17 protein-coding genes and 1 tRNA gene are annotated in these 21560 nt (G+C 42.2%); 15 read left to right on the plus strand and 3 right to left on the minus strand.

The window, feature by feature from the left end; translation table 11 throughout:
• Positions 1-7 precede the first annotated feature (7 nt).
• Positions 8-1042, plus strand: coding sequence for a serine/threonine-protein kinase (locus AAEY78_RS05775; protein ID WP_352338087.1), 1035 nt, complete (start codon positions 8-10; stop codon positions 1040-1042).
• Positions 1043-1140: 98 nt separating this feature from the next.
• Here AAEY78_RS05775 and AAEY78_RS05780 read toward each other — a convergent pair.
• Positions 1141-1225 (minus strand) — tRNA-Leu (locus AAEY78_RS05780).
• A gap of 378 nt (positions 1226-1603) precedes the next feature.
• Between AAEY78_RS05780 and rimO the strand changes: the two genes are divergently transcribed.
• From rimO to AAEY78_RS05840, 12 genes are all read left to right on the plus strand, one after another.
• Positions 1604-3184, plus strand: coding sequence for a 30S ribosomal protein S12 methylthiotransferase RimO (gene rimO, locus AAEY78_RS05785; RefSeq protein ID WP_352338089.1), 1581 nt, complete (start codon positions 1604-1606; stop codon positions 3182-3184).
• Between the two features lie 175 nt (positions 3185-3359).
• Positions 3360-4085 carry a UMP kinase gene (pyrH, locus tag AAEY78_RS05790; protein ID WP_062535841.1) on the plus strand — a complete coding sequence of 242 codons (726 nt, stop codon included), beginning with the start codon at positions 3360-3362 and terminating at the stop codon, positions 4083-4085.
• 132 nt (positions 4086-4217) lie between these two features.
• On the plus strand, positions 4218-4772 hold the full coding sequence (gene frr / locus AAEY78_RS05795; RefSeq protein ID WP_352338091.1) for a ribosome recycling factor: 555 nt from the start codon (positions 4218-4220) through the stop codon (positions 4770-4772).
• A gap of 203 nt (positions 4773-4975) precedes the next feature.
• The gene (uppS, locus tag AAEY78_RS05800; protein ID WP_352338093.1) at positions 4976-5728 is read left to right on the plus strand and encodes a polyprenyl diphosphate synthase; all 753 of its coding nucleotides are present in this window, start codon (positions 4976-4978) and stop codon (positions 5726-5728) included.
• Between the two features lie 76 nt (positions 5729-5804).
• Positions 5805-6614 carry a phosphatidate cytidylyltransferase gene (locus AAEY78_RS05805; protein WP_352338095.1) on the plus strand — a complete coding sequence of 270 codons (810 nt, stop codon included), beginning with the start codon at positions 5805-5807 and terminating at the stop codon, positions 6612-6614.
• A gap of 104 nt (positions 6615-6718) precedes the next feature.
• Positions 6719-7924, plus strand: a complete 1206-nt coding sequence (gene ispC, locus AAEY78_RS05810) for a 1-deoxy-D-xylulose-5-phosphate reductoisomerase (protein WP_352338097.1) — start codon at positions 6719-6721, stop codon at positions 7922-7924.
• A 124-nt stretch (positions 7925-8048) separates the two neighbouring features.
• Positions 8049-9437 carry an RIP metalloprotease RseP gene (gene rseP / locus AAEY78_RS05815; RefSeq protein ID WP_352338099.1) on the plus strand — a complete coding sequence of 463 codons (1389 nt, stop codon included), beginning with the start codon at positions 8049-8051 and terminating at the stop codon, positions 9435-9437.
• 263 nt (positions 9438-9700) lie between these two features.
• Positions 9701-12127, plus strand: coding sequence for an outer membrane protein assembly factor BamA (gene bamA, locus AAEY78_RS05820; protein ID WP_352338100.1), 2427 nt, complete (start codon positions 9701-9703; stop codon positions 12125-12127).
• 132 nt (positions 12128-12259) lie between these two features.
• The gene (gene lpxD, locus AAEY78_RS05825; protein WP_352338397.1) at positions 12260-13276 is read left to right on the plus strand and encodes a UDP-3-O-(3-hydroxymyristoyl)glucosamine N-acyltransferase; all 1017 of its coding nucleotides are present in this window, start codon (positions 12260-12262) and stop codon (positions 13274-13276) included.
• A gap of 109 nt (positions 13277-13385) precedes the next feature.
• A complete protein-coding gene (fabZ, locus tag AAEY78_RS05830; protein ID WP_182405401.1) occupies positions 13386-13895 on the plus strand; it encodes a 3-hydroxyacyl-ACP dehydratase FabZ in 510 nt (169 codons plus the stop codon).
• Between the two features lie 167 nt (positions 13896-14062).
• Complete coding sequence (lpxA, locus tag AAEY78_RS05835; RefSeq protein ID WP_352338103.1) at positions 14063-14842, plus strand: acyl-ACP--UDP-N-acetylglucosamine O-acyltransferase; 780 nt, start codon at positions 14063-14065, stop codon at positions 14840-14842.
• A 300-nt stretch (positions 14843-15142) separates the two neighbouring features.
• Positions 15143-16495: a sodium-dependent transporter gene (locus tag AAEY78_RS05840; RefSeq protein ID WP_352338105.1), complete on the plus strand. Its 1353-nt coding sequence runs from the start codon at positions 15143-15145 to the stop codon at positions 16493-16495.
• Positions 16496-16634: 139 nt separating this feature from the next.
• Here the strand turns inward: AAEY78_RS05840 and tgt are convergent, their stop codons facing one another.
• Positions 16635-17786 (minus strand): tRNA guanosine(34) transglycosylase Tgt, encoded by a 1152-nt coding sequence (tgt, locus tag AAEY78_RS05845; RefSeq protein ID WP_352338107.1) that lies wholly within the window; start codon positions 17784-17786, stop codon positions 16635-16637.
• Positions 17787-18056: 270 nt separating this feature from the next.
• Here tgt and AAEY78_RS05850 point away from each other — a divergent pair, with 270 nt between their 5' ends.
• A complete protein-coding gene (locus AAEY78_RS05850) occupies positions 18057-18653 on the plus strand; it encodes an SOUL family heme-binding protein (protein WP_352338108.1) in 597 nt (198 codons plus the stop codon).
• A 100-nt stretch (positions 18654-18753) separates the two neighbouring features.
• On the opposite strand, the gene asd is transcribed toward AAEY78_RS05850, so the two are convergent.
• Complete coding sequence (gene asd / locus AAEY78_RS05855; protein WP_352338110.1) at positions 18754-19887, minus strand: aspartate-semialdehyde dehydrogenase; 1134 nt, start codon at positions 19885-19887, stop codon at positions 18754-18756.
• Positions 19888-20324: 437 nt separating this feature from the next.
• Here asd and AAEY78_RS05860 point away from each other — a divergent pair, with 437 nt between their 5' ends.
• Positions 20325-21452: an endonuclease/exonuclease/phosphatase family protein gene (locus AAEY78_RS05860; RefSeq protein ID WP_352338112.1), complete on the plus strand. Its 1128-nt coding sequence runs from the start codon at positions 20325-20327 to the stop codon at positions 21450-21452.
• Positions 21453-21560 lie beyond the last annotated feature (108 nt).

Below are 21560 nucleotides of genomic sequence, written 5' to 3' on the forward strand. Positions count from 1 at the left end.
CTGTAGCATGAAAAATAGTAGCAAAGACATATCAGTAGCAGAAGTAAACACCCAAAAATTGCGCACCCAAGCGGAGCAGATATTGCCAAGCATAACGACTGCGTTAACAGATTTGGGCTATTATGAATTATCCCATCAACGTATTAGTCAGCAGTTTCTTACTCAAGAACCATTCAATAAAAAAATTATGTATGAAGGTTTAACGCGTGCCGAGCATCTAAAGTTTGGGTACGTGATGATTAAATGGACGTTCGTGCATAGTAATAAAAACCTGTCTAATTTAGATATCACATCTGCTAGCTTACTTAATCATGAAGTTACTGTTTTAAAAGCTTTGAGTACCACAAAACACTTTCAAGATAGTTCTGTATCTATTGCACCAGCATTGTTAGACAGTCGCACATTACGCTGGCAAGTATTGGATAGCACTTACCAGCTTACTTTTATGGTCATGCCTTATTATAAAAACGGTAGCTTAGTAAATTATTTACCCCAACATAAAACACTATCCCATAAGCAAAAATATCAACTTATTTTGCAAAGTGCGTATCTGATTGCTCATTTACATCAACATGGCTGGCTACATAACGATATCAAGCCAAGTAATATATTGCTAGAGGATTTTGCACCCAATCATGCCGATAATAGCAAAGTGACCCCAAGATTATTATTGACGGATTTTGCTTTAGCTCAACGTTTTGATGGGGTTAAAAGCGATAAACCCGCAGGTACGCCCGCGTATCTTGCACCTGAACGCTGGCAAGGACAGGGCGCAACAGTGCAAAGCGATATTTATGCTGTTGGAATTATGATATTTGAGATATTAACCGGTAGTAGACCGTTTAAAGTGAGCGGACAAAAAAGTAATGAGGTGTTGCATGATTGGGCAATTGCACATTGTCAAAAGCCCATGCCAAAGTTACTTGAAGCATATCAGCAGTATCAAGATATCATTAATAAAGCATTAGCAAAGCGAATTGAGAAGCGCTATAAGAATATGAAAGAGGTGTTAAAAGATTTAGAAGAAATAGTAAACAAGTAAAGTAGCGTCATTTAAAGTTAAAATACTAAATTTTAGACACAAAAAAACCTGCTAAAAAGCAGGTTTTGATATTTGGTCTAAGATGTACTATCCGAAAATGGTGGGGCTGGAGAGACTCGAACTCTCACACCTTGCGGCGCCAGAACCTAAATCTGGTGCGTCTACCAATTCCGCCACAGCCCCATTTTCGTTACCTTATCATCTTCAGCGTTTAAATTCAAACCCCATTGAGATAAATAACTGATTCGGTAGTGCGTCTCAGTGGTTGGCTATTATATAGAGTTCGCAGGGTTTGGCAAGCCCTTTTTGTAATTAATTTTAATTATTTTGCTAATTTTTACTATTTTTCTTTTAACTGTTTGATAATTAAAGGTTTTTAAAGTGATTTTTTATAAATAAATTGAGGCAGCTGAGCACTATCATCCTATAGTAAGCGTCGCTTTTAGATATGCTGATAATAATATATAACTAAAAATCAATACTATAGCGCCTCAAAACTGGTGATTATGACAAAAAAAACGTACAATGCGCTCAGCCAATTTATCTCTAGCAAGGTCAGCTATGCTCAAAACGTCTACCGAATCCGCCACTATTGTTCCGCTTTCATCGTCAGCAACGCTAAAAGATACGGCGACTGTGTTTAATCCTGCGCAAGCACAAATGCAAAAACAGGAAACAAAACAGTCAGCCGTGACAGATAGCAGTGAGCCTTATCATCATAAAGCCAATCATAATGAAAACCGTAGTATTGCCCAAAGTGGCGATGCAATAGCGCAGGCAAGTGTTGTCAGCCCCACAATAAGTGCGCCAAAGATTGGATTTGTTTCACTGGGTTGCCCTAAGGCATTGGTCGATAGTGAGCGCATTATCACTGAGCTGAGCCGCGATGGTTATCAAGTTGCCAGCGATTATGAAGGTGCTGATTTGGTCGTGGTTAATACCTGCGGCTTTATTGAATCTGCTGTGCAAGAGTCGCTTGATGCGATTGGTGAAGCCATTAGTAAAAACGGTAAAGTCATTGTCACGGGCTGCTTGGGCAAAGAGGCGGATAAAATTCGTGAAATGCACCCTGCTGTGCTAGCCGTGACCGGTGCTCATGCCTATGATGAAGTCATTAGAGCAGTCGCGCTGCATGTGCCTAAGCCTGACCGTAGTTTGGATGCCAGTTATGATCCAAAAATAGATTTGATTAATGAGGCGGGTATTAAACTCACGCCCAGTCATTATGCTTATTTAAAAATATCAGAAGGCTGTAATCATCGCTGTACGTTCTGCATTATTCCGAGTTTGCGTGGTGATCTGGTATCGCGTCCGATTGATAGCGTAATGAATGAAGCCATGGCGCTAAAAAAAGCGGGCGTAAAAGAGTTGTTAATCATCTCGCAAGACACCTCTGCGTATGGTCTAGATTTAAAATATAAGACCAGTTTTTGGAATGGTATGCCGCTAAAGTCAAAGTTTTATGACTTATGCCAAGCGTTAAATGATCTGGGTATTTGGGTGCGGTTGCATTACGTGTATCCATATCCGCATGTCGATAAAGTCGTTGAATTGATGGGCGAGAAAAAGCTGCTGCCTTATCTTGACATCCCATTTCAACATGCCAGTCATAGTATCTTAAAAGCCATGAAGCGCCCTGCGCATAGCGAAAACACCTTGGCGCGTATTCATGCGTGGCGTGAGATTTGCCCAGACATCGTTATTCGCTCTACCTTTGTTGTTGGCTTTCCGGGTGAAACGGAAGAAGATTTTCAGTGTTTGCTAGATTGGTTAGTCGAAGCGCGCCTTGATCGTGTTGGTGCGTTTACTTATTCAGAAGTAGAAGGCGCGGTGGCGAATGACCTGCCCAACCACGTACCCGAAGATATTAAACAAGAACGTTACGAGCGTTTGATGACGTTACAACAAGATATCTCTGCGCAAAAACTGCAAGAAAAAATCGGCAAAACCTTAATGGTATTGGTCGATGAGATTGATGTTGAAGAGGGCGTTGCGATTTGTCGTAGTTACGCTGATGCCCCTGAGATTGACGGTCACGTCTATGTCGATGATATTACGGCAGCTGTGCAAGTCGGTCAGTTTTTAACCGTGACTATTGATGATGCCAGCGAGTATGACTTATTTGCCAGTTATCAAGGCTAAAAGTAAGGTATAGAAAAGAGCTAAGCATCTGATTTGCAATTGTAGTAAAAATTGCCCAACAGTGGGCAGTTTTTGCTACAATTAGCGCAATTTAGCCAACGCTGGTCGATAGGCTATGTTTATCTGGGTATTCACACGCATTTTAATGATAATTTAATAAGAGCAAGGTGTCTTCATGTCTGATAAAAATCCCCGCTATTCTCGTATATTACTCAAACTCTCTGGCGAAGCCTTGGCCGGTAGTAAAGATATGGGTATTGATAGCGACGTGCTCGATAAAATGAGCTTGTCTATCGCCCATTTGCGTGGTCTTGGGGTACAAGTCGGGATTGTTGTTGGTGGCGGGAATTTATATCGTGGCGCACAATTACAAAAAGAAGGCTTGGTCGGTCGTGTGACTGGCGATCAAATGGGAATGCTTGCGACTGTAATGAACGGTTTGGCAATGCGCGATGCTTTAGAGCGCCGCAATATTAAAACGCGCTTGATGTCAGCGTTGCCGATTGGCGAAGTGACCGAAAGTTACAGCAGCCGTAATGCGATTCGTTATCTTAAAAATGGCGAAGTTTGTATTTTTGTTGCCGGTACAGGTAATCCGTTCTTTACCACCGATACAGCCGCTTGCTTGCGCGGTATTGAAATTGAAGCCGGCTTGATTTTAAAAGCGACCAAAGTTGATGGCGTTTACGATAAAGATCCAAGCTTACACAGCGATGCGGTGAAATATGATGGTCTCACCTTTGATGAGGTATTAGAGCAAAAGCTTGGCGTGATGGATTTAACCGCCATTGCCTTATGCCGTGAGCACAATGTACCGCTGCAAGTATTTGATATGACGAAGCCTAATGCGTTATTAAACGTCATTATGGGCGAAAATGAAGGCACACGCGTTTTTCACTAAAAGGCACACGCGTTTTTCACTAATAAGCTATAAACCTATGCAGTTAAGTTAACAATGGTAAGCGTTATAAAAAATAGTATTAACAGCAATGAATAAATAAGATATATCGGTAACGATAAATAAGGATTGATGATGATTAAAGAGATTAAGCAAGACGGTGAAGCGCGTATGCACAAAACGCTAGAGGCGCTGGACAGCACCTTTAGTAAAGTACGTACGGGTCGTGCCCACCCAGGTATGCTCTCAGGTGTGATGGTTAGCTACTACGGTTCGCCTACACCGTTGAATCAAGTGGCGAGCGTCAACGTTGAAGACTCACGTACATTGTTGGTACAGCCTTTTGAGCGCACCATGATTCAGGCCGTCGATAAAGCCATTCGTGAAGCAGATTTGGGTTTAAATCCTATGACTGCTGACGTCATTCGGGTACCCATGCCAGCATTGACCGAAGAAACACGCCGCGATATGCAAAAAATGGCGCGCGGTGAAGCTGAAAATAGTCGCGTATCTATCCGTAATATTCGCCGCGATATGATGAATGACATTAAAGAGTTGGCAAAAGAAAAAGAAATATCAGAAGATGATGAGCGCCGCGCCAGCGATGATATTCAAAAAATTACCGATAAATTTATTGAAACCATCGACAGTCGCTTAACTAAAAAAGAAGCTGATTTGATGAACGTTTAAGTTATGGTGTTTTCTATGTTATAGCGTCAAATTGGCAGCCAATGATGTGATATCATTGGCTGTTTGTCGTTACTATTACTGGTTTAGTTTATGATTAATAGCTACACCAGTAATAGATTGATTTATTGTTTTTGATAAGTAATTTTTAGCATTTTTTCACTGAGCACCACTCACATTTTTCTCAATAACGAGCACTACAGTCCATGTCAACTTCTGCCCCTTTGATACCCAGTCCGCTTCCTCATCATATTGCTATCATTATGGATGGCAATAATCGATATGGTAAAGCGCAAGGCTTAGGGCCCGGGGCAGGGCATATTGCTGGTAAGGATGCGCTTGATCCTATTGTTGAATATTGCCGCGAAGTAGGCATTGAGGTATTGACCGTTTTTGCATTTTCGAGTGAAAACTGGCAACGTCCGCCTGCTGAGGTGGCGCTATTGATGCAATTGCTGGCATTGACCATTAATGAACAACTGCCGCGTATGCAAAAGTATGAGATTCAATTGCGTTTTATTGGTGACCGCAGTTTACTTAGTGAAGAGTTACGTGTGCTTATGGCAGATGCAGAAGCACAAACTGCGCATCATACTGCGATGACGCTAGTGATTGCTATCAGCTACGGCGGACAGTGGGATATTGCTCATGCGGCTCAGCAATTGGCACAACAAGTATTGGATGGACAATTAACCGTCGCTGATATCAATAAAGAAAAACTGAGTGAGTATGTACAGCTAGCCGATGCGCCTGCTGTTGATATGTTGATTCGTACCGGCGGTGATTATCGATTATCAAATTTTCTATTGTGGCAATCGGCATATGCCGAACTGTTTTTTACTGATACCTTGTGGCCACAGTTTAGCGTTGCTGAATTGGCTACTATGGTGACTGAATTTGGTCAACGCCAGCGCCGTTTTGGCAAAGCCAGTGAGCAAGTAGAAATGCCGTCAGTGTAGTCATTAATACGCAACTCATATTTGTTATAATCGTTTTTTAAGTAAAAATATCTCGTCATCATAAGGTCTAATGGATATGTGGCAACGGATTAAAACAGCAGTCATCCTAATTATTATTGTTGGGATTGCTCTATTTGCGAGTCATTCGCCCATCCTTTTTGCCCCTTTATTAGCAGTTGGGGTGACGATTGCGGCACATGAATGGACAAAGCTGATGCCAAAATGGCGTCAGCCGGTGGTTTTTGTGCTAATGGTATTGGCAATAACGCTGCTGTCTTTATGGTTTAAAGTGACATGGATAGCATGGTGGGTCGCATCGTTAATCATCTGGCTCATGGCTCTGTCTTGGGTGACTAAGTTTCCAACGCACACCAACTGGTATGGTCGCCAGCTGGCGTTAATGGGCGTGGTGATATTAACTGGGTCAATTACTGCCATGTTCTATTTATGGCAGCTGTCGCCATGGTGGTTGCTCTATGTGTTTTTATTGGTGTGGTGTGCAGACAGTGGCGCATACTTTGTTGGGCGCAAGCTGGGTCGACGCAAAATGGCACCGAATGTGTCCCCTAATAAGAGTATGGAAGGTCTGGCAGGTGGCTTAGTAACGGGTTTATTGGTGGTCATTGGTATTAGTGTCTTTAAATTGCAGCTGACGGGTACGGCTCTGATAGCCTTTGTATTGCTATCTGCGCTTACAATATTAGCGTCAGTGTTGGGTGACTTATTTGAGTCTATGCTTAAGCGCCGTGCTGGCGTGAAAGATTCTGGTACTATTTTGCCGGGGCATGGCGGTATTTTAGACCGTATTGACTCTTTATTGTCAGCGACACCAATATTTGCGCTTGGCTTTTGGGGATTACAGCAGCTAGGTATTTTAGTTATCTAAAGGATGCTGCTTCCTGACTGGCTGGCTGCCTGAATAATATATTTTATAATTAATCTGCTTTACTCTTTATTTTCACTGTTAATAATATATGGGCATAACTGGTTATGACGCAACGCATCGCAGTACTTGGCGCAACAGGCTCAATTGGCGACAGTACTTTGGCAATTTTAGCGACCCATTTACAGGATTATGAGGTATATGCCTTATCCGGATATCATCGTTTAGATAAATTATTGGCGTTGTGTCAGCAATTTATGCCAAAGCGCGTGTGCGTGCCGCTTGAGTCAGTTGATTTATTTGCTAAGCGCTTAGACGCTGTAGGTTTAAATATTGACGTAGTGGGTGGTGAAGCTGGACTCATTGATATTGCTATTGATAGCCAAGTCGATACCGTCGTTGCTGCGATTGTTGGTGCTGCTGGTCTACCTTCAACCTTAGCTGCTGCGCGTGCGGGTAAACGTATATTACTGGCGAATAAAGAAGCATTAGTGATGGCAGGTCAAGTGATGATTGAAGCGGTGAAGACTCATAAAGCCACTTTATTGCCAATTGATTCTGAGCATAATGCGATTTTTCAATGTTTGCCCTCGATTATTCAACAAGACAATACCCAAATTCATGACCGTTGTCATGGAGTACGCAAGTTATGGTTAACCGCGTCAGGTGGACCTTTTTTACAGCAGTCATTTAGTCAGATGCAACAAGCTGGCGTCGCAGAAGCGGTCAAGCATCCAAATTGGTCGATGGGTCAAAAGATATCGGTCGATTCAGCAACCATGATGAATAAAGGGTTAGAGTTGATTGAAGCTTGCCATTTATTTGATTTGTCAGAAGATAAAATAAAGGTGGTGATTCATCCACAAAGTATCATTCACTCAATGGTAGAATACAGCGACGGCAGCTTTTTGGCACAGCTTGGCAGCCCAGATATGAAAACGCCGATTGCCCATGCGCTAAGCTATCCGCAGCGGATTGACAGTGGCTCGCAACCGCTCGATTTATATGCGCTAAGTGGACTGGAGTTTATTAAGCCTGATTTGCAGAAATTTGCCTGTTTGCGGTTGGCGCGCGAGGCAATGCAAGCGGGGACACAAGCGACGATTATCCTTAATGCGGCTAATGAGTTGGCAGTTGCGGCATTTTTGGCAGGAAAAGTACGTTTAACGGATATTGCCGAGATTAACGAGCAAGCACTTGGTCAGGTTCAAGTGCCGCAACTGGGCTTAGATGCGGATATAGACGATATTTTAGCGATTGATACGTTAGCTCGTCGCCATACCGATGCGATTATCGCAAAAATGGCTGGCTAGATATAAAGTTGCTTATAATCAATCATGATTAAGTGCCTTTAAGAAATGAACGCAGCATAATTAGTTTGTGTACCTATCATTTACATAGCTGTTTAACCACCTGTAAGCTGAGCGAGACAAGGTAATGACGTTTTTATTAACGCTATTGGCAGCGATTTTTGTATTAGGACCTTTGGTTGCCTTGCATGAGTGGGGTCACTTTATTGTAGCGCGCTTGTGCGGGGTTAAGGTGCTTACTTACTCTATTGGTTTTGGTCCTAAAATAGCAGGTTGGACAAGTAAAAAGAGTGGTATTGATTATCGCATCTCAGCGTTACCCCTTGGCGGCTATGTCAAAATGCTTGATGAGCGTGAAGGAAACGTGGCAGAGCATGAGCAGCATTTGGCATTTAATCGGCAGCATCCGCTTAAGAAAATTGCCATTGTTGCCGCTGGTCCATTAATGAACTTTATCATTGCTATTGGGTTGTTTTGGGTCTTATTTATGACCCCCTCTGAGCAATTAGCAACTAAGATTGGCACTGTGTTGACCGATACGCCAGCAGCAATAGCACAGTTACCAGTTGGTGATAAAATCGTTGCGATTGATGGGCATACGGTGCAAACGTGGGAGGGGATTAATTATCGTCTCGCTGGACGCATGGGTGAGACCGATAATATCAGTGTGACTTTACAATCGGATAAGACTAATGCGACCGCTTCTACTGATAATTTAACAACCTATCAAGCCCCTGTGACCCAATTTATGCAAGGTGATGCGCAAGGTAAAGACGCCTTGACCAGCTTTGGGATGCTACCGTGGCAACCAGAAATCGCGCCTGTAGTCGGTGGTTTAGCGCCTGATGGTGCTGCGCAGCGTCAAGGTTTAAAGGTGAATGATCGAATCACGGCTATTGATGGTTCACCGATAACCGATTGGATTAGCGCTACTCGAATTATCCGTGATAATCCTGAAAAGTTGTTAAATTTTACCATTTTACGAGCAGGCAAAACCGTACAGCTACCAATTATGCCACAAGGTAAAAAAGATACCTTGGGTAATACTTATGGGCAAATAGGAGCGAGGGTTGCTCAAGCTGATATCGTTATTCCGGATGCTTATAAAACCACGGTGCAATATGGTGCAGGCGAAGCGTTGGTTAAATCGTTTGAAAAAACCGAGCAGCTTGCAGTGATGACCGTCAGTTCAATGGGCAAAATGCTATCTGGTATGATTGGGCTTGAGAATTTATCAGGTCCGATTACCATTGCTAAAGTTGCTAAGCAAAGCTTTGATATCAGTTGGCAAATGGTATTATCTACTGCTGCGCTTATTAGTTTAAGCTTAGCCGTACTCAATCTATTGCCTATTCCTGTTCTCGATGGTGGTCATATCGTGTATCATCTGATTGAGCTGATTCGTGGTAAACCACTGTCAGAAGGGGTTCAAATGATTGGATTAAATATCGGCTTACTCTTGCTGGCAGGTTTCATGGTGTTAGCAATTGGTAATGATATCAGTCGATTGTTTTAGAGTTATCTTGCCCATTGATTGCAGTAAGTAGCGTCATACTAACGTTTTAGCCGTGATTAATTGGTAATTAGATATTTGACACGCTGGCATGGCTAGAGTGTTGCTACTATACTAATAGTAAGTTTTAGTTTATTTTATGATACGTTTTATATAAAGTGTGTTTGGTCAGCTGGCATTAAGTCAAATCATTCTTAGGAATTCGGCTAGACAAAACACCTTTTTTACCTTAACTTAAGCAAGTTTTTTATTGACGGATAGTGTTTATGCGTACGCCTTTATATATGAGCGCGGCTGTTTTGCCGTTAGTGGTCGCGATGATCAGTATGCCTGCACAAGCGGCAAATTTTGTGGTAACAGACATCGGCTTTAATGGTCTACAACGCCTAACCGCTGATAGTCTCTATCCGGTTTTACCTATTTCGGTGGGTGATACAGTGACAGACAGCAGTCTTGCTGCGAGTATTAAAGCACTGTATGCCACTGAGAACTTTGCTAATATTCAAAGTCGCGTTGACGGTGGTAAGTTGCGTTTTGATATGGTTGAGCGCCCGATTATTGCTGAAGTCAGTTTCGATGGTAATAAACTGATTCCGAAAGAAGGTCTGCAACAAGGTCTGAAAAATGCCGGTCTTGCTGCAGGTGATGTGCTCAAACAAGCAACACTACAAGGCGTAGCCAATGAGCTACAGCAGCAATATATTAGCCAAGGCTACTACAATAGTAATATTGAAGTTGACCAAACTTTATTAGATGGCAACCGCGTTAAATTAGACGTGCGCTTTATTGAAGGCAAGCCCGCTAAAGTGGTCGATATCAATATTATCGGCAATAAACATTTTAGCGACTCGCAAATTAAAGACGTGTTTGCAGTAAAAGAGTCATCATGGACACGCCTATTATCAAAATCTGACCGTTATGCGCAAGAAAAACTGGCAGCCAGTTTAGAGAACTTAAAAGCACTCTATCTCAATGATGGTTATGTGCGTTTTTCTGTCGATAATGCGGTGCTTAATATCAGTGAAGATAAGCAAAGTGTATTCATTGAAGTCAGCTTAACCGAAGGTGAAAAATATCAGTTTGGTGACATTAACTTCTTAGGTCAGCCAAAGTTTGATAAAGAAGAGCTGCGCAAGCTGGTGTCTTTTAATTCTAAAGAACAGTATTCACAAGCAAAACTGGATGCTACTACGGCGGCACTAAAAAACCGTTATGGTAATGAAGGTTACTATTTAGCTCAAGTGCGCCCAGTGCCACGCATTAATGACGTCACTAAAGTCGTTGATGTTGATTATTATATTGATCCTGCCCGTCCTATTTATGTGCGCCGTATTAACTTTAATGGCAACTTACGCACAGAGGATGAGGTATTACGTCGCGAGATGCGCCAGCTAGAAGGCACATTGGCATCTAACGAGAAAATCCAGTTATCACGCACGCGTTTGATGCGTACTGGCTTCTTTAAAGCGGTCAATGTTGATGTAAAGCCAGTGCCTAATCAGCCTGATCAAGTTGATATAAACTATACCGTTGAAGAGCAGCCATCAGGCAGCTCGACGATTGCTGCTGGTTATTCGCAAAGTGGCGGTGTGACTTTCCAGTTAGACTTGACTCAAAACAACTTTATGGGCACAGGTAATAAAGTAAAAGCCGCATTATCACGCTCTGAAACTCGTGATTCTTATAGCTTAGGTTATACCAATCCTTATTTTACGGAGAATGGCGTATCACAAGGTGTGAGCGCCTACTATCGTGAGACCAAATACGACGACCGTAACGTTAATAACTATGTGACGGACTCGTACGGCGGTACATTAAACTACAGCTATCCTGTCGATGAAACCAAACGCGTGAGTGCTGGGTTTAACTATGATAATACTAGCGTACGTGGCGGTAATCGCTTAGGCGTATCAAGTGTACAACAGATTATCGATGGTGGCGGTACGTTTGAGCAGTATAATAATGATGATAATGAGTTCTCAGGACGTACCGGCTTTAAAAACGATTATGATAGCTATAATCTGCTCTTAGGCTGGGATTACAGCACCTTAGATCGTCCTGTATTTCCAACCAAAGGTATGAGTCATACCGTTGATGCCACCATTGGTTTAGGTGGTGATGCCAGTTATCAAAAGCTCACTTACCGTGGCAACGTGTACTATCCTTTTTATAAAGACTGGGTTGCACGCGGTTATACCAAATTAGGCTATGGTAATGATTTACCTTTTTATGAAAACTTCTATGCCGGTGGTTATGGTTCGGTACGTGGTTATGAATCATCAACCCTTGGACCTAAATCGCAAAGCTATTTTGATGCGATAAACGATGATGTGCGCTTTAAAGACGAAGAAGTTGGTGGTAATGCGCTCGTCAGCTTCGGTACTGAGCTGATTTTACCCATGCCATTTAAAGGCGACTGGGCAGATCAAGTCCGCCCAGTACTCTTTGCAGAAGGTGGTCAGGTATTTGATACCACGGATAAAGAAGACCGCACTTTCTTAGATCCTGTGTCAGGTAAAGATACTGGTGTGCGTTTATTGACGCAAGATAATAAACTGCGCTTTAGTGCCGGTGCGGGTGTGACTTGGTACACGCCTATTGGTCCAATTTCACTCAGTTATGCCGTGCCCATTGGTGATAAAGATGGCGATGAAACAGAAAATGTCCAGTTCCAGATTGGTAGCACGTTCTAATAGCTTTTACTGCGCTTAGCCTTAACACGACCCTTAATAATATGAATTATTAAGGGTTATATTTGCCGATTATTTGTATTTATAAGTCATGGTAATTTATTTAATAGTCACTAAAATATAGTAACTTAAATGATGATAACGATTGAGCAACTGATTACTCAAATTGAACAGCGCCAGCCCGTACTAAATAAATCGGAGCTTAGCGCTGCGCAGTTAAAAATACCGCTAAAAGGTATTGGTAGTTTGACTGATGCAGATTCTATGCAGCTAAGTTTTTTAGCAGATCCGCATTATATATCGAGTTTAGCAAAGAGTCAGGCAGGCGCAGTATTGGTTACAGCACCTTATCGCGAGCAAGTGCCTTCTACTTCGCTAGCATTAGTCGTTGCAACACCGTATTTGGCTTATGCTAGTAGCAGTCAGTTATTTGTCGTCACTAACTTTAATGAGGGTGTTCACCCAACGGCGGTGATTGCAGACAGTGCCATTATTGGCGAGGACGTCGTTATTGGTCCTTACTGTGTTATCGGCGAGCAGGTGCAGATAGGGGCGCGTAGCCGACTTGAAGCGCATGTTGTTATTGAGGAAAATACTTGTATTGGTGCCGATGCGGTTATTAAGCCACACGTGACCATTGCTCATGATTGTATCATCGGTAGTCATGTTCGTTTACATTTTGGTGCTAGTATTGGTGCGGAAGGCTTTGGTTTTGCACCGACACGCGACCCGAGTGTGAGTGGCTGGGAGCGTATCGCGCAGCTAGGTCGCGTGATTATCGGTAATCATGTCCGTATTGGCAGTCATACTTGTGTTGATCGCGGCGCTATTGATGATACGGTTATTGGCAATCATGTAATTATTGATAATTTGGTACAAATTGCTCATAACGTGCGTATCGGTGACGGTACGGCTATTGCGGCAAAAACCGGCATTGCAGGCAGTACCATAATCGGTAAACGTTGTATTATTGGCGGCGCTGTTGGTATCAACGGTCATGTTGAGATTACAGATGACGTGACTTTATCAGGTATGACCATGGTGACCAAAACAATTAAGGTGTCAGGCTCTTATTCTTCAGGAACGGCTGCGATGCCCACTGCGAAATGGCGACGAGCTGCGGTACGCTTTCGCCAACTTGCTAATGATTAGCATTATTTTTCATGTTGGAAGTTTTATCTTTTAGTCTGACTTGTTTTTTTAATACAACTTACCTTTACTACCATTTACAAGCCTGCACTTGCAGCAAGGAAGCCACTTTATGAGCGCCATTGATATTGATACTTTAACGGACGATGACATCAAAGCCTTATCTGACCAAGGTCTTACGCTACCGCTAACTTACCATACCCTAAAGCATTATTTACCGCATCGTTATCCATTTATGTTGGTAGATAAAATTACGGCTTGTAAGCCGGGTGAATGTATCACGGGTATCAAAAACGTGACTATTAATGAAGAGTTCTTTAATGGTCATTTTCCGGATGAGCCTATTATGCCGGGTGTGTTGATGGTGGAATCAATGGCGCAAGTATCGGGCGTATTAGGCTTTATTAGTGCCGGCTTAACCGCTGAAGATGGCTATTTATATTTGTTTGCAGGGGTTGATAAAGTGCGTTTTAAGCGTCGCGTGATTCCAGGCGATCAGCTCATTATTCGTGCCAAAACGGTCATGCAAAGACACGGTATTTATAAGTTTGATTGTACCGTACATGTAGAAGACGAGCTTGCTGCCAGTGCGCAAGTGATGATTGCTCGTCAAGAGCAATAGCCAGTAAATAATAGTATTGTTATAATAGCCCGTATAAATTATTGCCTTGTTTACAAATGATTCAGATAAGTGATTCGAAGATAAGGCAAGAAAAGTAGCAAGATGTCTGTCATAGACATCTTTTGTTTTATCATTTACCCGTATTCTATGATACCAAGGCCTGCATTATGAGTCAGATTCACCCTACAGCACTCATCTCTCCGTCCGCTATAATTGATGACACCGCGGTCGTTGGTCCGTATTGTATTATCGGTGATGAAGTGACCATTGGTGCCCATACTGTGCTGCATCGACATGTGGTGGTATCTAAGCATACGCGCATCGGGCAACATAATGAGATTTATCAATTTGCAAGTATTGGTGAAGACTCACAAGATCTAAAATATGCCGGCGAGCTAACTTGGTTAGAGATTGGCGACCATAATACCATTCGTGAAGCCTGTAGTTTTCACCGTGGTACAGCGCAAGATAATGGTTTAACTAAGATTGGCAGTCATAATCTATTCATGGTGAATACTCATGTCGCCCATGACTGTATTATTGGTGATAACAATGTATTTGCTAATAATGTCGGTATTGCCGGTCATGTGCATATTGGCAATCATATTATCGTTGGTGGTAACTCAGGTATTCATCAATTTTGCCGTGTTGATGACTACAGTTTAATCGGTGGTGCCAGTTTGATTTTAAAAGATGTGGCAGCCTTTACCATGGTATCAGGTAATCCTGCTCGTGCGCATGGACTCAATATTGAAGGGATGCACCGAAGAGAGTGGTCGGCTAAGACTATTGAGGTTCTGCGTAAAGGATATTTAACTGTATTTAGATCTGGAATGACCACCGCGCAAGCACTTATTATATTACAAGAAGATCTGCTGTTTAAAGAGCCTAAGATTCAGCTATTGATAGATTCGTTACAACGAAGTAAGCGTGGGGTCGTGCGCTAACTTTTAATATTATTTAATGTATGTCATTTAATATAATATATAAATAAAATCTTTATAAGCCATAACTATTTGTTATGGCTTTTTGTTTTTCTGATAGCTTGACTTTTAATGTGGCTTAGCAGAAACTGAGCGCTTATGAGATTGTAAGTATTTCTTTCTTAATGTTACCGAATTTCTGATAGTGCTAGTGCTCTTATATGGCAATATACCATTCAAGACCATACTAAGACGTCACATTGAAACCAGTTTACTATCAGACGACTAAATATTTCTTGTTGAGAAAGATAAGAGGACGGCGAAATGGCTATTAATAAACAAGATCATGCGCAGTGGAGCTCGAGTTTCGGCTTTACGCTAGCAGCAGTAGGCTCAGCAGTCGGGCTGGGCAATATTTGGAAGTTTCCTTATATGGTAGGAGAGAGCGGTGGTTCCGCTTTTGTTATTGCTTACTTATTCTGCATTGCGCTGGTCGGCTTTCCTATATTGGTGGCTGAGTGGCTCATCGGTCGTCGTGGACAAAAAAATCCTATTAATACTTTTAGTGATGTAGCAGCCAGTGAAGGACTGTCGCGCAGCTGGGGCATTGTTGGTTTCACAGGTATTCTTGGAGGATTTTTAATCCTATCGTTTTATAGTGTTATCGGTGGTTGGGCACTTAACTATATTACTAAAGCTGGCTCAGGTAGCTTTGCCGGTCAAGACAGTACAGCGGTCAGTGCAACATTTGATGGCATGCTAGCTTCAGCAAGCACATTGTCTATTTGGCATACTGTCTTTATGGTTATTACGGCGTTGATTGTTGGTATTGGGGTAACCCGTGGTATTGAGATGACGGCAAAAGTATTAATGCCGTTATTAGGTGTGATTTTATTCGTTATTGTTGGTTATAACGTAGTAAATGGCGGCTTTATGGAAGCCGTTAACTATCTGTTTGCGCCTAACCTAAGTAAAATAACCAGCGATGTTATGCTAGCTGCATTGGGTCATGCTTTCTTTACGCTATCTGTTGGTATGGGCATCATGGTGGCGTATGGCTCATATTTGGGTCGTGAAGTTAGTCTATTAAAAACCGCGCGTACTGTGGTGATTTTAGATACCGTGATTGCCTTAGCTGCTGGTTTGGCTATTTTCCCGATTATTTTTAATAATGGTCTTGATCCTGCATCAGGTCCGGGGCTTATCTTTGTGAGCTTACCGATTGCGTTCGGTAGTATGACTGGTGGTGCGGTCATTGGAACACTGTTTTTCCTATTGATTACCTTTGCTGCCGTGACCTCATCTATCTCATTGCTTGAGCCGTCTGTTGAGTTTTTACAAGAGCGTACGTCATTAAACCGTACCCTGTCGACCATTGTGGCAGCAGTTGTGGTATGGCTGCTAGGTATTGCAGCGCTATTGTCGTTCAATCTTTGGACTGATTTTACCATTATGGGTAATGGTATTTTTGATGCGCTTGATAAGTTAACGAGTAAGTTCCTATTACCATTAACCGGTTTGGCGGGTATTATATTTTTGGGTTGGAAGATGGATCAACGCAGTATCCAGCAAGAGCTTAATTTATCCAACGGTAGCTGGACATTATGGCAAATTATATCGAAGTTCGTTGCGCCAATTGCCGTGGTTGTGGTATTCGTAAGCAGCTTATTAAGTTAAGGTTCTTTGGTAATATTTCGCTAAGATATAATTAATCGCTTTGATTAAGAATAGCGATAAAAATTAGAAAAATAAAAAAGGCTTAAGATGTTCTTAAGCCTTTTTTATGTCAAAAGATAGGAATAACCGTCAATCAGAACTAGCGCATGCGTAGCTCAGGAACACTTTGCCCACGCTTGCTATAAAATTCAATGACAAAGGCATCAAAGTTGTCTTGCTCAATGGCGTCTCTAATACCTGCCATTAATCGTTGGTAATAGCGTAAGTTATGAATAGTACCTAGCTGTGCACCAAGCATCTCTTTACACTTATTCAAATGATATAGATAAGCGCGGCTAAAGTTTTGACACGTATAGCAGTCACATTCTGGGTCTAGCGGACGCTCATCATGACGATACTGACTGTTGCGAATCCGAACCACGCCAGCATTATCTAAATCACCAGTGACAAAATAGTGACCGTTACGCGCATTACGGGTCGGCATCACGCAGTCAAACATATCTACGCCGCGGCGTACAGCCTCAACGATATCCTCAGGTTTGCCAACGCCCATCAAATAACGGGGCTTATCCGCTGGCATAAGATCTGGAATATAGTCCAATACTTCCATCATCTCATCTTTAGGTTCACCAACGGACAAACCGCCAATGGCATAGCCATCAAAGCCAATATTAAGCAAGCCCTCTAGTGACTGTCTGCGCAAATCTTCATACATACTGCCTTGAATAATGCCAAAGAGGGCATTGGTACTGCCTAGCTGCTTGTGTTCATCTAAGCAGCGTTGTCCCCAACGTAGTGATAGCTCTAATGATTTTTTTGCTTCATCATGAGTGGCAGGATAGGGCGTACATTCGTCAAACTGCATGACGATGTCAGAATTCAAGCTGTATTGAATCTGCATGGATTTTTCAGGTGATAAAAATACCTTAGCACCATCAATGGGAGATTTAAAATGCACGCCTTCTTCAGTAATTTTACGCATAGCGCCCAAGCTAAATACCTGAAAGCCACCTGAATCAGTTAGGATAGGCTTATCCCAATGCATAAATTTATGCAAACCACCGAACTTATCAATAACGTCAGTACCCGGACGTAGCCATAAATGAAAGGTATTACCCAAAATAATATCAGCACCAATGGCTTCAATATCGCGCGGCAACATGCCTTTTACTGTACCGTAAGTACCAACAGGCATAAACGCAGGGGTTTGCACTTCGCCATGATTAAGGTGAACCGTACCACGGCGCGCTCGGCTCTCACCACTGGCGGTTTTATGTAGTGTAAATTGCATATAAGAATCGCTATCTAAGCTATGAAAATGGCGTTAATTATAGCATTGCCACGCATTTTTGGGCGCAGATATTTAGCTAGCCTTCAATAGGTGTTGTTTTGACACTCACTAAAAAATACAGACATAGCGCCTCGTTGATTGGTAAAGTGAATCATTAGTTTAGCAAACAGTAATAATCGGTTAGTAAATATCTTCTATATGCGGAGATAAATTATGAAAACCGCAATTTGTTTATCACTTTGCTTTCTACTATTCATACCGGGAATTGCTATGGCTACTGAAGAACCTCATTATACGATTTTAATGCAATCGGAAGATTTTGAACTGCGCCGTTACGATGCACAACTTGTCGCGCAGACATGGGTTAGCGGTGACCAAGATGCCGCCAGTCGTCAAGGATTTAAGGTTTTAGCAGATTATATCTTTGGTAATAACAAAACTGATAAGGGCGACAGTAGCAAAATAAGTATGACTGCACCTGTCACTATGCAACCGCAAGCGACTGCTGATAATGATACTCGTAAAAGTGAATCAGCTAAAATCGCGATGACCGCACCTGTGATGATGAAAAAAGAGGATAATAAGTGGCGCGTGCAGTTTGTTATGCCAAGTCAATATACAATGCAAACGTTACCTAAACCTAATAATCCTGATATATCCATTGTTGAAATACCAGTAAAAACGTATGCCGTGATTAAGTTCTCAGGGCTTGCAGGTAGTAACAAAGTAGAATTTAAAACCAAAGAGCTGCAGACATGGATGCAAAGTCAAAAGTTAGTGGGTACAGCAGTTCCAGAGCTGGCACGTTATAATCCTCCGTGGATATTACCATTCATGCGGCGTAACGAGATTATGATTGCCTATTAGCCACAATAAATATTTTTAGTTTTAAAATGGATTACTTATATATGTCCCATAAAAAAGACAGCTTATGCTGTCTTTTTTATATCTTGGAAGGTAAAACTGCTTAGTTTTTTGGCTCACGGATGATATTTAGCATCCGGCGTAGTGGTTCAGCCGCGCCCCATAGTAATTGGTCGCCTACGGTAAAGGCACCTAAATATTCGCCGCCCATATTAAGTTTACGTAGACGTCCGATGGCAACGGTTAAGGTACCAGTAACGGCAACGGGCGTTAAGCGATTCATACTGGCTTCTTTATCGTCTTCAACCACATCCAACCACTGATTGCCGCTATTTTTTAGCGCTGCTTCGATTTCCTCTAACGGAATGTCTTTTTTAAGCTTAATGGTCAAACCCTGAGCGTGGCAACGCATGGCACCGATACGCACACACATACCATCGATAGCAATATTATTTTCTGCATTATTGCCAAGGATTTTATTGGTTTCAACACCGCCTTTCCATTCTTCACGTGACTGTTTGTTTTCCAGTTGTGAGTCAATATAAGGAATCAAGCTGCCCGCTAATGGCACACCAAAATACTGCTTAGGGAAGTCAGCTGAACGTTGGGTTACAGCAATTTTCTTATCGATGTCAAGAATAGCGCTGGCAGGATCAGCAAGCTCATCTTTAACTGCATCACGTAGCACGCCCATACCATTAATCAGCTCGCGCATATTATTCGCACCAGAGCCACTGGCTGCTTGATAAGTCATGGCGCTAACCCATTCAACCCAACCTTTATTAAACAGCTCGCCAATTGCCATGAGCATGAGCGAGACCGTACAGTTACCGCCGATAAAATCTTTTTTACCGTCAGCGAGCGCACTATCAATCACACTGCGATTGACTGGGTCTAAAATGATGATACTGTCGTCTTCCATACGTAAAGTGCTTGCCGCGTCAATCCAATAGCCTGTCCAGCCGCTATCACGTAAAGGCTGGTGCACTGCTTGGGTATAATCGCCACCTTGGCAGGTAATAATGGCATCACACGCGGCTAGCGCTGCAATATCATGAGCATCTTGCAATTGACTTGGGCTAATGCCATCGAAACTTGGCGCTGCGCCGCCAGCATTACTGGTCGAAAAAAACACCGGAGTAATACCGGCAAAATCGTTTTCTTCGCGCATCCGTTGAATGAGCACTGACCCAACCATGCCGCGCCAGCCTACCAAGCCTACTGTTAAATTACTCATGAAGCTCTGTCCTTAATTTTGGTTATTTATTGTCATACCAACCAATAACAATGCCGGGAATGCAGATAAAATGCAAGGCATTTTGTATTATTTAAGCACATAAATACTCAATGATTACTCCTATTACCCTAACTTTAAGTTATGACGCTAAATATAACTACGGTAAATAACTACAGTCGTCGCTAATGCTTAATCAGTATAGTGTGTAATAAACCGTGAGGGACGGTAAAAACAATCTACACGGCTTCACAAAATGGCTATCGTAAATTCAGATAATTATGACTATAGTACGTAAATAATTTCATTTAACTAATAGTAATGAATAACTCGTGCATAGATAATCATTATTATTAATAACTAACCAAGATTTTTCTGAATTATTTAATCGCAACTTTTTCGTTTTCAGTTCTTCACTCAATAATAGGCTAATAACATTTATGGACTTATCCCTTGTATATTATGGCGTACAGCTACTGGCAGGGCTGGTGGCTTTTTTGACGGCTTGGGGTTGGTTGCCACTTGATAACTGGTGGGTGCGCGGCGTTGAATTCCCTCGTATCCAAATTCTAGTGCTAGGCATAATTGCTTGGGTCGGGATGGTGCTGTTTGGTTCAGAATGGGAGCTTGCGCAGTGGTTGTTATTTATCGCCCTGACGAGCACCTTGATTTTTCAGCTGCGTATGGTATTGCCTTATACCGCGCTGTGGAAAAAAGAGGTTAATAAAGCCAATATCACCGCGAAAAGTATTGATGATCAGATAAAAATCATGGTATCAAATGTCCTGACCACCAATAATAAAACCCAAAAACTGGTTGATTTGGTGCATAAAGAACAGCCTGATATTTTGATTACGCTTGAAAGCGATAAAAAATGGCAACAGGCACTTAGCGTTATTGAGCCAGATTATCCTTATAGCGTTAAAGTACCGCTTGATAATCTCTATGGAATGCATCTTTACTCAAAGCTTGAGCTCATTGACCCTCAAGTTAAATACCTCATAATTGATGACATTCCCTCAATTCATACCCAATTGCGCTTAAGAGATGATTGTATTGTTTGGTTATATTGTCTGCATCCAATGCCACCAAGCCCGACAGAAGCGGATAAATCTACCACGCGTGATGCAGAGCTGTTGATGGTAGGGCGTCATATTAAGGAAAATAATCAAATAGCAATATTGGCTGGTGATTTAAACGATGTGGCATGGTCAAAAACCACGCGTCGTTTTCAGCGCATCTCAGAATTACTAGATCCCCGTATTGGTCGACATTTTATCAATACCTTTCATGTCAGTTATCCATTTTTGCGCTGGGCGCTTGACCATATTTTTCACAGTCCCTGCTTTACACTAGTAGATATGAAACGGTTACCTTCTATCGGCTCTGATCATTTTCCTGTCTTAACGACTCTACAGTACGAGCCTGAAAAAACCCAAGAGCAAGAACAAAATGCACCAACGGCAGCACCTGAGGACATTGAAGAGACCGAGCATAAAATTGAGGAAGGTAAAAAGGAAGGTTGTAAAGTTTCAAGAGAACATTTAGAAGGGAAAACTGTTAATTAGGGATTAATCAATGATGAGGCTTTACAACATAAAATTGAGCTAGAATCTGTGTAAGCAAAAGCGTACAACAAATAGCGCTTTTAACGTCTATTCCCCAACTTAGGTTTG

This window comes from Psychrobacter sp. 16-MNA-CIBAN-0192, assembly GCF_040309565.1.
Classification (GTDB): Bacteria; Pseudomonadota; Gammaproteobacteria; order Pseudomonadales; family Moraxellaceae; genus Psychrobacter.

Excerpts from the sequence above, each read along its gene's own strand:
- AAEY78_RS05775 (WP_352338087.1), top strand. The coding sequence starts at position 8 with ATGAAAAATAGTAGCAAAGACATATCAGTAGCAGAAGTAAACACCCAA.
- rimO (WP_352338089.1), top strand. The coding sequence starts at position 1,604 with ATGCTCAAAACGTCTACCGAATCCGCCACTATTGTTCCGCTTTCATCG.
- pyrH (WP_062535841.1), top strand. The coding sequence starts at position 3,360 with ATGTCTGATAAAAATCCCCGCTATTCTCGTATATTACTCAAACTCTCT.
- frr (WP_352338091.1), top strand. The coding sequence starts at position 4,218 with ATGATTAAAGAGATTAAGCAAGACGGTGAAGCGCGTATGCACAAAACG.
- uppS (WP_352338093.1), top strand. The coding sequence starts at position 4,976 with ATGTCAACTTCTGCCCCTTTGATACCCAGTCCGCTTCCTCATCATATT.
- AAEY78_RS05805 (WP_352338095.1), top strand. The coding sequence starts at position 5,805 with ATGTGGCAACGGATTAAAACAGCAGTCATCCTAATTATTATTGTTGGG.
- ispC (WP_352338097.1), top strand. The coding sequence starts at position 6,719 with ATGACGCAACGCATCGCAGTACTTGGCGCAACAGGCTCAATTGGCGAC.
- rseP (WP_352338099.1), top strand. The coding sequence starts at position 8,049 with ATGACGTTTTTATTAACGCTATTGGCAGCGATTTTTGTATTAGGACCT.
- bamA (WP_352338100.1), top strand. The coding sequence starts at position 9,701 with ATGCGTACGCCTTTATATATGAGCGCGGCTGTTTTGCCGTTAGTGGTC.
- lpxD (WP_352338397.1), top strand. The coding sequence starts at position 12,260 with ATGATAACGATTGAGCAACTGATTACTCAAATTGAACAGCGCCAGCCC.
- fabZ (WP_182405401.1), top strand. The coding sequence starts at position 13,386 with ATGAGCGCCATTGATATTGATACTTTAACGGACGATGACATCAAAGCC.
- lpxA (WP_352338103.1), top strand. The coding sequence starts at position 14,063 with ATGAGTCAGATTCACCCTACAGCACTCATCTCTCCGTCCGCTATAATT.
- AAEY78_RS05840 (WP_352338105.1), top strand. The coding sequence starts at position 15,143 with ATGGCTATTAATAAACAAGATCATGCGCAGTGGAGCTCGAGTTTCGGC.
- tgt (WP_352338107.1), bottom strand. The coding sequence starts at position 17,786 with ATGCAATTTACACTACATAAAACCGCCAGTGGTGAGAGCCGAGCGCGC.
- AAEY78_RS05850 (WP_352338108.1), top strand. The coding sequence starts at position 18,057 with ATGGCTACTGAAGAACCTCATTATACGATTTTAATGCAATCGGAAGAT.
- asd (WP_352338110.1), bottom strand. The coding sequence starts at position 19,887 with ATGAGTAATTTAACAGTAGGCTTGGTAGGCTGGCGCGGCATGGTTGGG.
- AAEY78_RS05860 (WP_352338112.1), top strand. The coding sequence starts at position 20,325 with ATGGACTTATCCCTTGTATATTATGGCGTACAGCTACTGGCAGGGCTG.